The following is a 16663-nucleotide window of genomic DNA, read 5'->3' as shown; positions in this document are numbered from 1 at the left end:
GGGCGAAGAGCGCCTCGATCCGATGGTCTGCGCTGACGTGGTGGAAGGTGTAGCGATCCGGCGAGCCCACCGCCGTTCCGTCTACGGAAACCGCATCGATCAGATAGCCGATATCCGGGGAGATCTCGAAGGCGACATCCTCGCTGCAGGCCACCGTCACATCCCCTGACGGGTCGATGCGTCCGCCGTCCCCCGCCGTCGCGGCAATCGTGTAGCTCTGTTCGCCGAAGGCCGCGCTCAGCGTGTGGTTCTGCGTCACATTGGTGAAGACAACGGTATGCCCCATATCCGGTGAACCCACCTGGCAGAGGAGGTCCTCGGAACGTCCCCGGCTGTCGCCGGAGACCAGCGACGCGAGCCTGTACCCGACGTCCGGGCTCACGTCCAGGGAGATACCTTCTCCGGCAAGAACAGGAGGATTGCAGGGAGAGATGACCCCATGGCCCCGCCAGTCGGTGGAGATCTGCAGCACTGCGGGCTGCAGCTCGAAGGCACCGATATCGTAGCCGCCCCAGGCCGGACGGGGGAGCCCGCGCTGGTCTGTATCGATGTCATTGTCTTCCATGATGTCCGGCGACGCCCCGTTGAAGGCGCTTCCGTTGCGGCCGATGGCGCAGGTCTCGGTAGCGCCGCCGTTGTCGGCCAGGGGGCCCAGTAGAGGCGAAGCGTTGCTGTTGGTGGCATCCAGTGGTTCGGGGCTGTCTGCGGAGATGATGCAGTAGGTGAAATCCCCGCCGTCCGGGCGGATCTCGTTCTCCCGGTTGTTCCAGAGAATGCAGTTTGTCGCGACGAGCCCGCTGTTGTTGCTGTAGATACCGCTCCCGAGATCGCCTGCGCTGTTGGCCGCCAGTGTGCAGCCGACAATGGTGGCGTCGCTGAAGTCGTGGAAGAGCCCGCCCCCGCTCAGACCGGCGGTGTTGCCGGCGACGGTGCTGTTGAGGAGTGTCAGGGCGCTCCGCCAGTTGTTGTAGATCCCTCCGCCCAAGTGGGTGGCGCTGTTGTGGGCGACTGTCGAGGAGACCAGCCGGTAGGAACTGCTGTGGCTGTAGATCGCCCCACCGGAGTGGGCATTGTTGTCGGTCAGCGTGCAGCACCGGAGCGAGGCATGGCTGTCCTCGAGATGGATCCCCCCGCCCTGAGATTCCGTGGTGTTGCCGGAAATGCGGCAGTGTCGGAATGCGGGATCGCTCGATGCGCCGGCGTAGACCCCGCCGCCTTTGTCATTGGCGTGGTTGTCCCTGATGAGGCAGTCTGAAATCACGGGAGAGCTGTTGGAGAGATGCAGACCGCCTCCCTGTTCGCTGGAGCCTGCATTGGCGCATCCGCCGGTGATGGTGAAGCCGTCGAGCAGCGTCGGGTGCCCCCGGGCATCCCGGGAGGCGACGCTGTCGCAGGAGATCACGTGGTGGCTGTTGTATTTGATGCTTGCGTATTCGTCGATATCGCCCGTCAGAAGGGTCTCGTTCTCCCGGGGGTTGCGGTCGACGCTGGTGGTCGCCTCGCCGAAAGGTGGTGCGAAGCCGCCGAGGACGGCGATACCGGTCTGGAGGGTGAACGAAACCCTGCGGTTGCCTCCGTCGAGTGTCGGTGTGTACCGGCCCGATGCCACCCACACCTGATCCCCTGCTTTCGCCTCTAACGCGATGATCCTTCGAAGATCCCCCGAACCGGCAGGGGTATCCGCTGTTTGGCCGTTTCCCGTTCCCCCTTCGGTGACGTACCAGATGTCTGATTCCTTTGCTTCGGCCGACAGCGCCACCAGCAGGAAAAGCGCGGCCAGCATCGGAACGAGCGCCGCCAACGCCCGTCGAAAGAGAAGAGGCCACAGCAGCATCATGACAAGGGCTCCTATGACAGAAAATTGGGACTCCCTCTTGATACCACAACGAGATCTTGCAGTCAATCACCATTATAATATTTGTTGACTTTTCGCCTGTTCCAACGGGTTTGCCGTTTCAGCCAGGCTCCACGGTAATCGCCAGGGATTTGGCCGGACCTTTTGCCAGAAAGGTGTACGCCCGGGAGGTGTATCCCCGGCATTTGCCGAGATATACTGATATAATGAAAACCAGGCAGAACATCGAGAGACAATACGGAGGTGTCGAGAATGAAGCATTCTTTCCTGTGGCCTTTTCCTGTGAAGGCAGCGTGTTGCCTTGTTCTGTGCGGTCTTCTGGCGGGGGCCGTTCCTGCGGGAGCGGCGATCCCGGACGACCCCTACTCCAGCGACCACCTTCTGGTGGCGGATACGGACTTTATGTTCTTCGTGCTCCACGAGGCGGAGATCAGGGCGAGCTACTGCGCTCCGGACGACACCTGCCGGAACCTCAACAAGCATTGGGAGGAAACGCTGCCCTACGACCATCCCAAAAGCTACAACTTCGACGCCGCCTGGGGCACCCTCTCGCCGGACAGACGCCCCATGGTGGGCCTGGGGGACGTGGCGGCAAGCGACGGACACCTCCATTTTCTGCTCTTCAGCCTGACCTCCGGCAACAGCGGGCTCTCCCTGGAGCACGACTACGACGCCGGATTCCCCATCACGCCCTTCGGCGCATACCCGCAGGACAACGCCGTGGACGTGGTGGCGGAGGACTGGACCGGCGACGGCACCACCGACTATGCCTGCGCCTTCCTCGGCGATCAGGATGGAGGGCTGGGCTATTCCATTCTGGTGGCAAACGGCGACCCGGAAACAACGAACTCCACCGTCACCAAGGCCACCGGCTCCTGGGAGGACGACCAGGCGGGCTACTCGATCCAGGCGTCCGCCGCCGATATCGACGGCGACGGACGGAAGGAACTCTTCGTGCTGGCCAAGGAGGGCCCCGATGGCGACGACGGACGCGGTACCTACAGACTGCGCGCCTTCGCCGTGGACAGTGACGACCTCTCGCTCCAGCCCCTGGAAAACGGCACCTACGACCTGGCTGACTACACCGGCGGGTACGACACCTGCGCCATCGGGGCGGGGGACGCCTACGGCGAGGGGAGCGTGCAGCTCTTCGCGGCCTACACGGCGGAGGGAGGAAGGGATGTCCGACTCGGTCTCGTCAGCGCCGACATCGGCGATGGAGGTCTGCAGTGGGAGGTGCTGTTTGATGAAAAGATCTGTGAAACCCACGTGCAGGCAGTGGGGGAGAGCAAACCGGCCCGCCTTCCCCTGTACGTGAGTGACCTCAACGCCGACGGCAGGGACGAATGCTGTCTTCTCTCCTCCGTGGCGGAGACCTCTGATCCGACCTACAAGCACGCCGAACTGCATGTTGCGGGCGTGACGGAGGACGGCACCTCGCTGGAGGAGCTTGCCTCCACCGTTGTGCATGGGTTTGTGGGCGCCGAGAAGTATATGGATGTGGGCGCCGGGGTCTTCGGGGCCTGGCGTCCGGGACAGGAGCGTGCGAAACGACGCCAGGTGGCCGTCTACGGCAACAGAGACACCGGTGAGGGCGGCGGGATCACGCTCTTCGAACCCACCCTCGACGACAACGGGGCCATCACGGGGCTCACCATGCTTGGCGACGATCTCTGGACCGGGACGCTGGGCAAGCTGCTCCCCGGGGATTTCGCGGGCAACACCCTCCAGCTGGGACCTCCCACGAAGATCACCGTGGAGAACAACATCACACCGCTGGTGGTGATGCAAGAACCGCCGAAGCACCTGGACTACATCCGCTGTTTCAGCGGCGACCAGCCCTGCATCTGCAACGCGTCCCGTTCTACCTTCTACTACACCGAGTTCAGCGACAAGCAGACCAGCGACAAGATTGTAAAGACGAAACAGAAGACCTCCACCGGCTACGGGCGCTCTATCTCCTCCAAGCAGGAGGCGAGCCTCAACCTGGAGGTGGTGGAGATCTCTTCCAATGCCGAGGAATCGCTCAGCAAAAGCTGGGAACACCGCTCCTCACACTACGACGAGCGCTATGCCGAAACGGAGACGAGCATCTCCGCCAAGACCACCAAGGGCGACATGGTCTCCTACCGCTGTCAGGACACGGATATCTGGCGGTACCCCATCATCGGGGAGACCGGCGTGGATGGCCGGGCCTACTACCAGGTGGTGGTGCCCCACCCCGTGGAGACCAATATCGTCGCCGGCCACGACCTCGCCTGGTTCCAGCCGCCCCATATCAGCGGCAACATCCTCACCTATCCCTGGACCAGGGAGATGCTCCCTTTCAACACGGCCAGCGCCGACCGGATCGGCGGCGGCACCAACTACGAGCTGGGGAACTCGGTCACCTGGGATATCAGCTGGAGCCGGAGCGTCACCGAGGGCGAGTCCACCGAGTCGTCGGTCAAAAACGAATCGGAGGAGAGCATCTCCGTCGCCATGGGAGGCGAGGTGGCCTACCTCTCCGGCAACGCCGAGGTGACGGCCACCTTCACCCACGACCACTGCTCCGACAGCAGCACCTCCAACACCAACAGCATCACCAAAACGAGCGGGTTCACCGTGGAGCTCCCCACCTTCCCGGGGAGCGACAGCTTCGCCTACCAGGTGACGCCGCTGGTGTACAGTACCGACGTGGGCAACTTCGCCGTCACCTACCTGGCGGACCTGCGTACGGGCAACTACGACTGGTGGGTGGCGCGCTACGGCCACGCCCCCAACCCTGCCCTCGGTCTGCCCCACCAGTGGCGGCTGGAAAAGAGCTCCAACGAGACCGAGGAAGATTGGTGGGTCTGGCGCGGCTACAACCAGATCCAGGGGATGTTCTTCTACGACAGCCGCGGCAGAAAGACCGGCCACGTGCTGCAGGGCGGCGACGAGGCACTGGCCAGTCCCGTGACCCTCCGGTGCCGGATCTACAACCTGGCCGTGCAGAACGACGCCCATCATGTGCGTCTCACCGGGCTTCCCGTCCGGTTCGCCTATTCCAGCGACAAGGTGCCCGGCGTGGCCCGCCCCATCGGCAGCGACACCGTGGACATCGCCCCCTGGGGGAGCGAGGAGCAGCGGAACTGGAGCTGGGCGGAGGTCTCCTGGGATCTGACGGGCCTCCCCGAAGGACGCTACCATGTTCTGGTAACGGCGGATCCCTCCGACGACATCACGGAGATCGCAAACCACGACAACGGCGACAGATACAGCGACAACCAAGGATGGTTCGAGGTCTACGTCACCGATGGTTCGGGTAACCCCGGAGGGAGCCGTAGCGCCCTCTACGAACTGGACGGAGAACTGGACGTCTCGCCGGACCAGGTTGCGGAGGGCGAGGCAGTCACCGTGGAGGCGGAGATCCACAACCCCACCGCCGAGAGCGCAACCAACGTCTTTGTTGCCTTCTACGACGGCAGTCCCGGCGACAGAGGCGGGATCGTCGCCCACAGGTATATCCCCGGGATCGGCCCGGGGGAGACCCGGACCGAGGAAGTCCGGTACTTCCCCGAACGGTCGGGGACCCATGTGGTCACCATGATCATCGATGACTCCCCCCACGAACACGCCGAGGTGGCCGAATCCTTCTCCGTCGGCACCAGCAGTGAAGGCGGCTGTAGCGTCGGGGCCACCGGGCCGTTTTCGTCCCTCCTGCTGCTCGCGTTCTTCGCTCTCGTGATTGGCGTGAAGAGACGCTGACCGTGCTGAACGGCCCCAAACACACATAACGCAGAGGCGGCGACTCCGGTTGCCGCCTCTGCGTTTTTTTCTGCCCAGTGCTGGCTATCCGCGGAAGGTATGGATCTCCCCTGTTGCGGTCCAGCCGACAGGCGGAGTATGCCCTTTCGACCGCCGAACCGCACATCCCGAGGGATGTGCCGCCGGAACTTGATCTATATCAATGCGCACCTCCCCAAGCTCTGTCATCATTTTCACAGATCGGTCCCTCGCCGCTTTTCGGTGCCTACCGCTTCATCAAGGAGCGCTCCGGCAAGGGGCAGAGCCACCGGGAGATCACGGAGGCATTGCCTGAGCGGTTCGGCGATCGCAACGCCGACGTCGGTGTCGCGGCGCTGCAGAACCTATAGAGGAGCATTCTATGGAGGTGGAACAGATGAAGATACATCCAGTTCGGGAAGCCCAACAGGGGGATACCCCCCATAAGGTGGACGTCCGCAAGCTCTACGACAGCGAAGAGGCCCAGGCCGTACACATCGCCCTCCAGCCGGGGGAGTCGCTGAAACCCCACATCACGCCGGTGAACGTCTTTTTCTATGTCCTCCAAGGGACAGGCATCTGCACCATCGGGGAAGAGAAACAGGAGGTCGCCGCCGACAGTCTGGTGGAGAGCCCCGCGGGGATCGTCCACTGCTGGAGCAACGAAGGCGACAGCCTCTTTCGGGTGCTGGTCGTCAAGGCGCCCAGGCCCACCGAAGCGAGCAGGATCCTGTAACCGCGCTCCCGGTCGTCATGGAGGGTGATTCGGCGCATGAAATCAGGGTGTTGCATTTCCCTGAGAACGAGATGTTGCGGTACAATACAACCAGGAACCGAATGAAGGAGGAAGAACCTATGTTTTGTTTTCAGTGTCAGGAGACCATCCAGAACAAGGGCTGCACCGTCAGGGGCGCCTGCGGCAAGCAGGAGCGCACCGCCAATCTGCAGGATCTGCTGATCTATGCCCTCAAGGGCATCTCTGTGTGGGAGGAGAAGGCAAAGGAACTCGGGGTGGAGGATGCCTCCAACGGGCTCTACGTGGCCAGGGGGCTCTTTTCCACCATCACCAACGCCAACTGGGACGACGACCGCTTCGTGGCGATGGTCCACGAGGCGCTCGCCAGGCGCGACGGCGTGCGGGAACGGGTGGAACGCGCCGCCCGCGAACAGGGCGCGGAGATCGGGGAGCTCCCCGAGGAAGCCAACTGGAAGCCTGCCTCGGAGGAAGAGCTGGAAGAGAAGGCCAAAGAGGTGGGGGTGCTCTCCACGAAGGATGAGGACGCCCGCTCGCTGCGGGAGCTGCTGACCATCGGCACCAAGGGCATCGCCGCCTACGCCGACCACGCCGCCGTCCTGGGCTACGAGGACAAGGCCATCTACGACTTTCTCATGGAGGCCCTGGCCTCGACCACCAAGAACCTCTCCGTCGACGAGATGGTGGCGGAGGTCATGAAGGCCGGCGAGTACGCCGTGAAGACCATGGCGCTCCTCGACGAGGCCCACACCTCCACCTACGGCAACCCGGAGATCACCAGCGTCAATATCGGCGTGCGCAACAATCCGGCCATCCTCATCAGCGGGCACGACATGCGCGACATGGAGGATCTGCTGAAGCAGACCGAGGGCACCGGCGTTGACGTCTACACCCACAGCGAGATGCTGCCCGCCAACTACTACCCGGCCTTCAAGAAGTACGGCCACTTCGTGGGCAACTACGGCAGCTCCTGGTGGAAGCAGCTGGAGGAGTTCGAGAGTTTCAACGGGCCCATCCTGCTCACCACCAACTGCCTGGTGCCCCTCAAGAAGAGCAGCACCTACCTGGACCGGCTCTACACCACGGGCATGGTGGGCTACCCCGGCGCAACCCACATCCCCGACAGGGAGGACGGCAAGCCCAAGGACTTCTCGGCGCTCATCGAACAGGCCAGGCAGTGCGAGCCGCCGCAGGAGATCGAGACGGGTACCATCACCGGCGGTTTCGCCCATGCCCAGGTAACCGCACTGGCCGACAAGGTGGTGGAGGCCGTCAAGAGCGGCGCCATCAAGCGCTTCGTCGTCATGGCGGGCTGCGACGGCCGCCACAAAACCCGCGACTACTACACGGAGGTAGCCAAGGCCCTGCCGGAGGAGACGGTGATCCTCACCGCCGGCTGCGCCAAGTACCGCTACAACAAGCTGGATCTCGGCGACATCGGGGGCATCCCCAGGGTGCTCGACGCCGGGCAGTGCAACGACTCCTACTCCCTGGCCGTGATCGCCCTGAAGCTGAAGGAGGCCTTCGGCCTGGACGACATCAACCAGCTGCCGCTCTCCTTCGATATCGCCTGGTACGAGCAGAAGGCCGTGGCCGTTCTCCTGGCGCTGCTCCACCTGGGTGTGCAGGGCATCCGGCTCGGGCCCACCCTGCCGGCCTTCGTCTCGCCCAACGTCCTCAACGTGCTGGTGGACAAGTTCGACATCAAGCCCATCTCCGATGTGGACAGCGACGTGGCCGCCATGATGGAAGGGAAGTAACGGAAGGCGCCCCTCTCCACAGGGCCCGTACATCAGGCTCCCGTCCCTCAGGGCGGGAGCCTCCCTCGTTGCGATATCTTTTGGGACCGACTATCCTCTGTGTATCTGCACTTCCCGCTCCAACCTGTCTCCCAGCTTGTCCGAGGCGATGTCCAGGTCGTAGTCGGCCTGGAGGCCAAGCCAGAACTGCGGAGAGGTGCCGAAGTGCCGGGCCAGCCTGAGTGCTGTCTCCGCCGTTATCCGGCGTTTCCCGAGGACAATCTCGTTGATGCGCCTGGGAGGAACGCCGATCTGTAAGGCCAGCCTGTTCTGGCTGAGCTTCATGGGCTTGAGGAATTCCTCAAGCAGCACCTCCCCCGGGTGGACCGGAGCCAGCCTGTCTTCGGTCATGGCTTTCACTTCCTTTATCTTAGTGGTAATCGCAGATTTCTACGTCGAAGGCATGTCCATTCTCCCAGCGAAAGCAAATCCGCCACTGATTGTTGATGCGTATGCTTTGCATTCCTGCGCGGTTCCCCGAAAGCCTTTCAAGCCGATTCCCGGGTGGGACACGCAGGTCCTTTCTGTCGGTGGCGTTATTGATCATCCGCAGTTTCCGCAGCGCAATCCTCTGAATGTCCTCAGGAAGCCTGCGTGATCCCTGACGCTCAAAGAGCCTTCGTGTCTCCCGATCCGCACAGGATTTGATCATGACTGCATTCTATAACGGAGTGCGTTAAAGGTCAAAGACCATAGACCATAGACGGGCTTCTGAGGGAGCTCCTCTCCCGAACTCGCCTTCCCGGCGACGGTAGAATGAAAAGTCCATTCCCCTCCTATTGCTTTGCCGCAGACGATCCTTTATGATAAAAAATACTTTTCTGCTAGAAAGCATTCCTATCACATTGCGCTCGCATAGCGGTGAGAACGGAGGAGGCCCTCATGGTCGAAGGGAAACGGGTGTTGTATTTGAACGTTGAACCTGCCGTGACGGTGGATGCGGTCGGGTTGCTCCGGGAGCAGGGATTCGATGTGATCACCGCCGCCCGTACCGACCGGGCGGTGGAAACGGTGCGGGCGCAGACCATAGACATTGTGCTGATCCACCTGGGCGGTGATCCGGATGGGGTGGAAGCGGCGGAGGCTCTTCTCGGCGAGAGGGAGCTCCCTGTGGTTTTTTTTACCGCCCACACGGAACCTGCGGCTCTGGAAAGGGCCCGCCGGATTCCTCACTACGGCTATGTGCCAGAGAGCGCCGGGGGGTTCGTTTTGGCGGAGACCCTGAGACGGGCGCTGGAACTCTATCGCGACATCGCCGATCGAAAGAAAGCCGAGGAGGCGCTGCGGAACGAACGGACCTTTCTCTCCGGGGTCTTCGACAGCATCGAAGAGGCGCTGATCATCTGCGACGGCGAGGGCCGGATCGTCCGGTTCAACGAGGCGGCCCGACGTCTGCACCGTGTCCGGGAGGAGCCCATCCCGCCGGAGGCGTGGGCCGACCACTTCGACCTGTGCGACGAAGACGGTGTCCGGTTGCTGTCTACAGAGGAGATCCCTCTCTACAGGGCCCTGCAGGGAGAGCAGGTGCACAACCGCGAGATCGTGGTGGCTCCCCGGGACGGAGAGGCGCGCTCGCTGGTCTGTAACGGCCGGGCCCTTACCGATGAGCGGGGGAGGATCATCGGTGCGGTTGTCGCCATGCACGATATCACCGAACGGAAGGAGCTGGAGGCCTCCCTCCGGGAGAGCCGGGAACGGGCACATGCCGCCAACAGGGCGAAAAGCGACTTCCTGGCTACCATGAGCCACGAGATCCGCACCCCCATGAACGGCGTCATCGGTATGACGGGATTGCTGCTGGACACGGAGCTTACAGACGAACAGCGGCGTTACGCCGGGATCGTGCGGGCCAGCGGCGAGTCGCTGCTGCATCTTATCAATGATATCCTGGATTTTTCCAAGATTGAAGCGGGCAAGCTGGATCTTGAGCTGGTGCCCTTTGATCTGCAGGACATCCTGGATGATTGCGTCATGTCCCTGGCGCTGAAGGCCCAGAAGAAGGGACTGGAACTGATCAGCGCGGTGCGTCCGGGCACCCCGACCTCTCTGCGGGGCGATCCGGGGCGGCTTCGGCAGATCCTGACCAACCTCCTGGGCAATGCCGTCAAGTTTACCGACGTCGGCGAGGTGGAGGTCTCGCTCTCGGCCCTGCGGGAGACGCGGGAAGAGTGCCTGCTCTACTGCCAGGTCCGCGACACCGGAGTGGGTATCCCCGAGGAGCAGCAGGAACACCTTTTCGAGGAGTTCACCCAGGCGGACTCCTCGACGACGAGGAAAAGCGAGGGCTCGGGGCTGGGACTGGCCATCTGCAAGCGTCTTGCGGAGATGATGGGTGGCGATATCGGTGCCGAAAGCACCCCCGGCGAGGGGTCGACGTTCTGGGCCACCCTCCGCCTGGCCAAAGAGGAGGACGTTGCGCATCCAGCTCCTCCGGGAACGCTGCAGGGACTGCGTCTGCTGATCGTCGACGACAACGCCGCCAACCGGGCGGTTCTTCGGGAGCAGGCCGTCGCCTGGGGTCTGCGTGTTGCCGAGGCCGGTGACGGAAACGAAGCGGCGCAGGCACTGGAGGACGGCCGAAGGGAGGCAGACCCCTTCCGTGTCGCCTTGGTGGATATGCAGATGCCGGGAATGGATTGGGAACGGTGGCGGGGTGACGACGGACCGCGACTGCTTTTCATGACCGGCCTTGGCGGCAGCGGCGAACCGAATCGGGTCACTCCGCCGGGAGCGGAGGCGGTCCTCGCCAAACCCGTGCGATGTCGTGTTCTCCGGGATCAGTTGACGGCGGCTGTGGGCGTGGGAAGCCCCGGGAGAAGGGAGCCGGGTTCCGCCGGGTCCGGTGCCGGGACTCTCCGTAACCGTCTCCGGGAACGGAAGGGGCGGGTGTTGGTGGCTGAAGACAACAGCACCAACCAGCAGGTGGCGCTGGGTATGCTGCGGAAGCTCGGCCAGTCGGCCGACGCCGTAGGAAGCGGCACCGAAGCCCTGGAGGCCCTGGCTTCTCTTCCCTACGACATCGTTTTGATGGATGTACAGATGCCCGGTATGGACGGATTGGAGACCACCCGGCGGATCCGCCGCCTCTCCCCGGGCGGCGATATCCCCGTGATCGCGATGACCGCCTACGCCATGCAGGGAGACAGGAAACGCTGCCTGGAGGCGGGGATGAACGACTACATCGCCAAGCCCATCACCTCCGGGGCGGTAGCGGCGATGCTGGACCAATGGCTCCCCGGCGGGAGCGACCCTCCGGAGGAGGCAGCCTCCGCTGCCGCGCCCACCGAGACCGAAGCGCCGACGGAATCCCTCTGGGGCCGCGCCAAGCTGATGGAGGAGATGATGGGCGACGTCGAGATGGTACGGGAGATTGCATACTCCTTTGTGGAGGATGCTCCAAATCGTCTCGAGGCCATCGAGGTCTCCCTGGAGGCGGGGGATCCCGCAGGTATCCACGAGAACGCCCATTCCCTGAAAGGGGCTGCCTCCGCTGTCGGCGCCGAGTATGTCCGGCGCATCGCCTCCGAGCTGGAACAGGACGGAAAGGCCGGTGACCTCGGTTCCGCAGGTGATCGCCTGGGACAGCTCAAGCACCAGTTCCACCTGGTCCGTGCCGAGATAGAGCGGGACCTCCCCCGAACCTGATCGGCGTTGCTGCGTTCCCCGGTCAAGCCATTGGAAGCCTGTGCATGATCCCGAAGGCTTTCGCCGGGCATTCCCGGTCCGATCTTCCACCCCGTGGTTCCCGCCTTGTGCGGGTTCCTTCCTCCCGTAACGGTTCTATCCTCTGTCCGGTCCGCGACGGCCCCTGCAGGTGTTTCCCGGTCGGGCTTCTCCCTGTCTGCCTTTGCTGCTCCGAGGGATCCCGGCTTGGGCCGGATGCTGATCCCCGGTCATCTTTAGCAATGGTTGCGGAACCTCTCCGGGGAGAACATCATTTGCTTGAGCAAAATATCAAAAAAGGGAAAATTATTTGACAATATACGTGTACATATGGTACACAGAGACCCATCCAAATGATCGGAAACACAGGTTCACACAAGGAGGGCTCTCGATGCACGACAGCAAGGGGAAACGGGCACGGATGGCGATGATGATGATGGCGGTGGCGGTCGCGCTGCTCGGCCTGGTGGTCTTCGCCCAGCCGGCGCCGGCCGCCATTGCCGGCGACCCCCTGTCACGGGACCACACCGTCCAGGAGAACCTCGACCTGCTCGTCATGAGTACGGGAGATACCGGTGCCAATGAGTTCGGCTACATTTCACCGGATGTGGGCAGCGCAACACTCGCTATGCCCTGGAGTGACGAAGAGCTCGGTGGGATGTATATCAACAAAACCGCCGCCGTCACCTACGGCATGACCGGGGATCATCAGTCGATGGTGTGCGTGGCTGGGTATCCCCTGGATACCGACAACTTCCAGCTCAAGCTCTACAGCGCGGATGTCCGGGGCTCCACCCGCTTTTCGGAGAAGCGCACCTACACCGTCGGCACTTCACCGGGCACCGACCCGGGGGCCGAAGGCTTCCACTCCCATGCCTACGACATCCTCGCCGCCGACTGGACCGGCGACGATACCTCCGACTACGCGGCGGTCTTCCCCAGCAAGGGCGAATGTGCTCTCGTCACGGCCGACGGCGCGAGCTCGTCGCAGAAGGTCAGGGATGGCATCGTCGAACTGGACGGCGACTACCCCTACGCCGATCTGGCCGCACTGGACTTCAACGGCGACGGCCGGAAGGAGCTGGTGACCGCCACCCTGGACAACGACGGAACGATGCGACTGCGGGCCTTCAGGGTGGCAGAGGATCTGACCGTCACCCCCTGCACAGACAGCCACTATGTGGCCGACTGGAGCAGGAAGTACGATACGATCGCCGTTGCCGGCGGCGACAGCGACCGCGACGGGAGCGACGAGCTCTTCGTCGCCCACAGCCGTGGCGACAACTACTGCAAGACCAGGCTCCAGATCCTGGATCTCTCCGTGGGGAGCAACGGAGAGATCGCCTGGGATATCACCCACCGGGTCTGGGCCGGCGGCTATGTGGAGATTGGCAAGGATTGGGGCGAATACACCGACTGGCTGCGCGACGCGCTCGCCGTGGCCGACCTCAACGGGGACGGCAGGGACGAGTGCTGCCTGTACACCACCCGGGAGACAGGCGATGCCAACTATTTGCGGCTCAAGGTCTTCGGTGTCCGGGACGGCAGCCTTCAGGAGTACGCCCACTACGATATAGGGCCCGAGGAGGCGATGTACCTGGAGGACGAGAACTACGCCGCCCTGACAGCAGGGGCCTTTGGCGTGGCCTTCTCGCCCTACGATCCCGAAGGACCAGTCAGACAGATCGCCGCCCATTACCTCAAGGGAGACGCTTCCTCTGCGACCCTCACGCTCCTGCAGCCCACCATCGGGAGTGACGGTTCCATCGACGGGCTGAGCAAGATCGCCGATACCTCGGCAGGCTCCCTTCCCGGGACCATGGCCCAGCTTGTCCCCGGTGATTTCGGCAAGGACGGCATCTACCTCGGCACCCCCGTCAGGATCACCGCCGACAAGCACATCACGCCCCAGGTCATCGTCCAGGAGCCGCCCAAGCATCTGGACTACGTCGAGTGCTTCGACGGCACGACCGGGCGATGCAATCTCACGCGGTGGCACAGCTACAACACAACGTTCAAAGACAGCGGCAAACAGAAGGATATCGTTACCACCGGACAGCGGGTCTCCACCACCTTCGGAAAGACCACCCAGGCGTCGGTACATGCCGGACTCGATCTGGGCGTCTTCAACGCCTCGACATCGATGAAGGACACCTTCAGCCATGTGAGGACCCATATCTCCAGCAAGCACAAATCCCGCTACGAAGAGGAGAGCACCAGCTTCGGCATGGCCACCGAGGGCGGCGACGGTCTCTGCTACCGCAGGCGGCAGACCGAGATCTGGCGCTATCCTCTCATCGGGGAGACCGGGACCGACGGCACCGTCTACTACCAGGTGGTGGTGCCCAAACCGGTGGAGCATACCACCAATTCCGGGCGAAAGGCCGAGTGGTACCAGCCCGTCCACGTCCCCGGCAATCTGCTGACCTACCCCTGGAACGAGCAGGTCTTTGGCTTCTCGACCGATGGCGCCGAGCAGCTGACCAACGAAAACGATATGGGGATCAGCCTCAAGCAGACCGAAACGGTGACATGGAAGGACAATGTCGCCGAGAGTGACGAGACCAAGACGATTGTCAGGAACTCCTCCCAGAAAGATATGTCCGTCAGCATGGGCGGCATCGCCGATATCTTCAGCGGCGGGGCGAGCGTGAAAGAGCAGTTCACCCACGACAAGTGCTCCGAGCACAGTGCCGGGAGCACCAACAGCATCACGAAGACCAACGGCTTTTCGGTGGAGATCCCCAATTTCAACAATACAGAGCTGATGGGCTACGGGATCAAGCCGCGGGTGTACAGCACCGACATCGGCGTGCTGGCCACCACCTATCTTGTGGACGACAGCTCGGTGGAAAACGACACCTGGTGGACCGATCGCTACGGCGGCAATCCCAACCCCGCGCTGGGTCTTCCCTTCCGGTGGCGGAAGGTCGGCCACGTCCGGGAGGGGCCCAACCACTACGCCTGGACGAACAGTGGCGACGCCCCCGCCGGGAGCCGGATGCGGGGTGTCTTCTTCTTCGATGCGGACAGCGACAAGCAGCTCGACGCCACCATCCCCAGGGCGGTGGTGTCCAGGGTGCGGGTGAAGTGCCGGATCTACAACCTCTCCCTCCAGGAGGGTAACGTGGAGATACCGGTGGAGATCGCCTATTCGACGTCGCCCTCCAGCGACAACATGACCGAAATCGGGACGGAAACGGTGACCCTCAACTGCTGGGGCAACGGCACCGAGCCCAACTGGGGCTGGGTGGAGGCCACCTGGGATGTCTCCGGTCTCGATTCCGGGCGGTACTACATCAACGTGCAGGTGGATCCCGAGAACACCATTGCCGATGAGCTGCCCCACCACGACAACGGAGAGACCTACAGCGACAACTACGGCTGGTACGAGGTGTATATCCACGAACGCTACGGTTCCGGGGAGGCGACGGCCCGGAAGGATGCCGCCGCCGGGGGGCTCCGGGAGCTGGATGGCGAGCTGGAGGTCTCGCCGGATCACCCCTTCCTCGGCCGGGCCGCCACCATCGAGGCGGATATCGAGAACAACGGAGCCGGGCATGCCACCGATGTCTACCTCACCTTCTACGACCGGGCTCCCGGCGGGACGCGCACCGTCGTCGCCGAGGAGCACATCCCCGGGATCCCCCCGGGCGGCAGGCGCAGCGAATCGGTGCGCTACTTCCCCGAGGTGCCCGGGAAGCACAGCGTCACCATGAAGATCAACGACTACAGCAAGGAGGAAGACGACGCCACCGGCAGCTATGTCGCCCAGCCCTGGCCCGCCTCGGTCGCAAGCGGCGACGTCGCCCCGGGCGACGGTGTGGCGAGCATGGATGTGACGGGTCTCGCCTTTCAGCGGCAGAGGGCCGCCGAGGACCGCGTCCAGAGGCTGTTCCGCCGGGGAACCGTACTCGGCGTGGAGGCCCTCCGCGGTGCGCGGGTTGCGGCCCAGCTCGAGCAGGGCAACCCCACCGCCGTATACACCATCGGCGGCGCCGACGGAAAGGCGGCCACCGTCACCAGGGAGGCCCTGCTGGCCTTCAACAGTGAGACCGGCGGCTGGGATCTCTTCATGCCCGGCGTCACCGGCGGTGCCTTCCAGGTGGCCGACGCAGGAGACGGACTGACCGTCGCCGTCACAGACGGCTGCGACTACGACAGCGACGGGACGGTCGGCAAGGTGGCCACCGACCTGGCCCTGCTCACCTATCAGGGAGCGGCGCCCACGCCGACACCGGCGGAGCCCACCGCCACGCCTCTGCCGCAGCCCACGGCGACCCCCGCCCCCACTGTTGCGCCGACAGCGGTGCCCACCGCCACGCCCACGCCCGGCCCCGTGCCGCAGCCCGAACCCGTGGACAGCGGTGACGTTACCCCCGACGAAGGCACCGTCAGCGTGGACATCACGCCCGTGAGCGACGACGAGCAACCGGCCATCCAGGAAAGCGCCCAGGGATTGCTGGATGGCGGCGACGCATCCAGTATCGACAAGATCGAGGCCACCCGCATGGAGGCCGAGATCGACAGACCCGGCGGCAAGGCCGGCTTCACCATCGGGGACGGAAACAATCTGGCCGCCCAGGCCGACCAGAAGAAGGCCCTGCTGGTCAGAAACGCCTCCACCGATGACTGGGATCGCTTCGACCCGGGCCACAGCGGCGATGACCTGGACGTCACCGAGGGCGACAGCGGCCTGCACGTGCAGGTGAAAGACGGCGGCGCCTACGACCGCGACGGCGCGTCAGACGGCAGCGTGGAGACCGACCTGGCCATCGTCACCTACACCGCCGCAGAGCCGACGCCTTCCGGCAGCGGGGAAAGCGGCTGCAGCCTCGGCGGTTC

General features: G+C 63.7%; 9 protein-coding genes. 6 read left to right on the top strand and 3 right to left on the bottom strand.

Going from position 1 to position 16663, the window contains the following annotated elements; all coding sequences use genetic code 11:
* The coding region (locus tag K9L28_08270; protein ID MCF7936320.1) for a right-handed parallel beta-helix repeat-containing protein at positions 1-1837 on the bottom strand (1837 nt) is incomplete at its 3' end.
* Positions 1838-2137: 300 nt separating this feature from the next.
* Between K9L28_08270 and K9L28_08265 the strand changes: the two genes are divergently transcribed.
* From K9L28_08265 to hcp, 4 genes are all read left to right on the top strand, one after another.
* A complete protein-coding gene (locus K9L28_08265; protein ID MCF7936319.1) occupies positions 2138-5584 on the top strand; it encodes a hypothetical protein in 3447 nt (1148 codons plus the stop codon).
* Between the two features lie 113 nt (positions 5585-5697).
* Positions 5698-5973, top strand: a complete 276-nt coding sequence (locus K9L28_08260; protein ID MCF7936318.1) for a hypothetical protein — start codon at positions 5698-5700, stop codon at positions 5971-5973.
* A gap of 26 nt (positions 5974-5999) precedes the next feature.
* Positions 6000-6338, top strand: a complete 339-nt coding sequence (locus K9L28_08255; protein ID MCF7936317.1) for a cupin domain-containing protein — start codon at positions 6000-6002, stop codon at positions 6336-6338.
* Positions 6339-6439: 101 nt separating this feature from the next.
* Complete coding sequence (gene hcp, locus K9L28_08250) at positions 6440-8116, top strand: hydroxylamine reductase (GenBank protein MCF7936316.1); 1677 nt, start codon at positions 6440-6442, stop codon at positions 8114-8116.
* A 90-nt stretch (positions 8117-8206) separates the two neighbouring features.
* Here hcp and K9L28_08245 read toward each other — a convergent pair whose 3' ends face one another.
* Both K9L28_08245 and K9L28_08240 read right to left on the bottom strand, forming a co-directional pair.
* Positions 8207-8506, bottom strand: coding sequence for a HigA family addiction module antidote protein (locus tag K9L28_08245; protein ID MCF7936315.1), 300 nt, complete (start codon positions 8504-8506; stop codon positions 8207-8209).
* 19 nt (positions 8507-8525) lie between these two features.
* Positions 8526-8807, bottom strand: a complete 282-nt coding sequence (locus K9L28_08240) for a type II toxin-antitoxin system RelE/ParE family toxin (GenBank protein ID MCF7936314.1) — start codon at positions 8805-8807, stop codon at positions 8526-8528.
* Between the two features lie 230 nt (positions 8808-9037).
* Here K9L28_08240 and K9L28_08235 point away from each other — a divergent pair, with 230 nt between their 5' ends.
* On the top strand, positions 9038-11800 hold the full coding sequence (locus tag K9L28_08235; protein MCF7936313.1) for a response regulator: 2763 nt from the start codon (positions 9038-9040) through the stop codon (positions 11798-11800).
* A gap of 409 nt (positions 11801-12209) precedes the next feature.
* The coding region (locus K9L28_08230; GenBank protein MCF7936312.1) for a hypothetical protein at positions 12210-16663 on the top strand (4454 nt) is incomplete at its 3' end.

The organism is Synergistales bacterium (genome assembly GCA_021736445.1).
Taxonomy (GTDB): domain Bacteria; phylum Synergistota; class Synergistia; order Synergistales; family Aminiphilaceae; genus JAIPGA01.
Note: the sequence above shows the minus strand (reverse complement) of the source record. Positions and strands in the feature narration are given on the sequence as shown.

Coding starts and splice junctions, on each gene's coding strand:
- K9L28_08255 (MCF7936317.1), top strand. CDS start 6,000: ATGAAGATACATCCAGTTCGGGAAGCCCAACAGGGGGATACCCCCCAT.
- hcp (MCF7936316.1), top strand. CDS start 6,440: ATGAAGGAGGAAGAACCTATGTTTTGTTTTCAGTGTCAGGAGACCATC.
- K9L28_08245 (MCF7936315.1), bottom strand. CDS start 8,506: ATGACCGAAGACAGGCTGGCTCCGGTCCACCCGGGGGAGGTGCTGCTT.
- K9L28_08240 (MCF7936314.1), bottom strand. CDS start 8,807: ATGATCAAATCCTGTGCGGATCGGGAGACACGAAGGCTCTTTGAGCGT.
- K9L28_08235 (MCF7936313.1), top strand. CDS start 9,038: ATGGTCGAAGGGAAACGGGTGTTGTATTTGAACGTTGAACCTGCCGTG.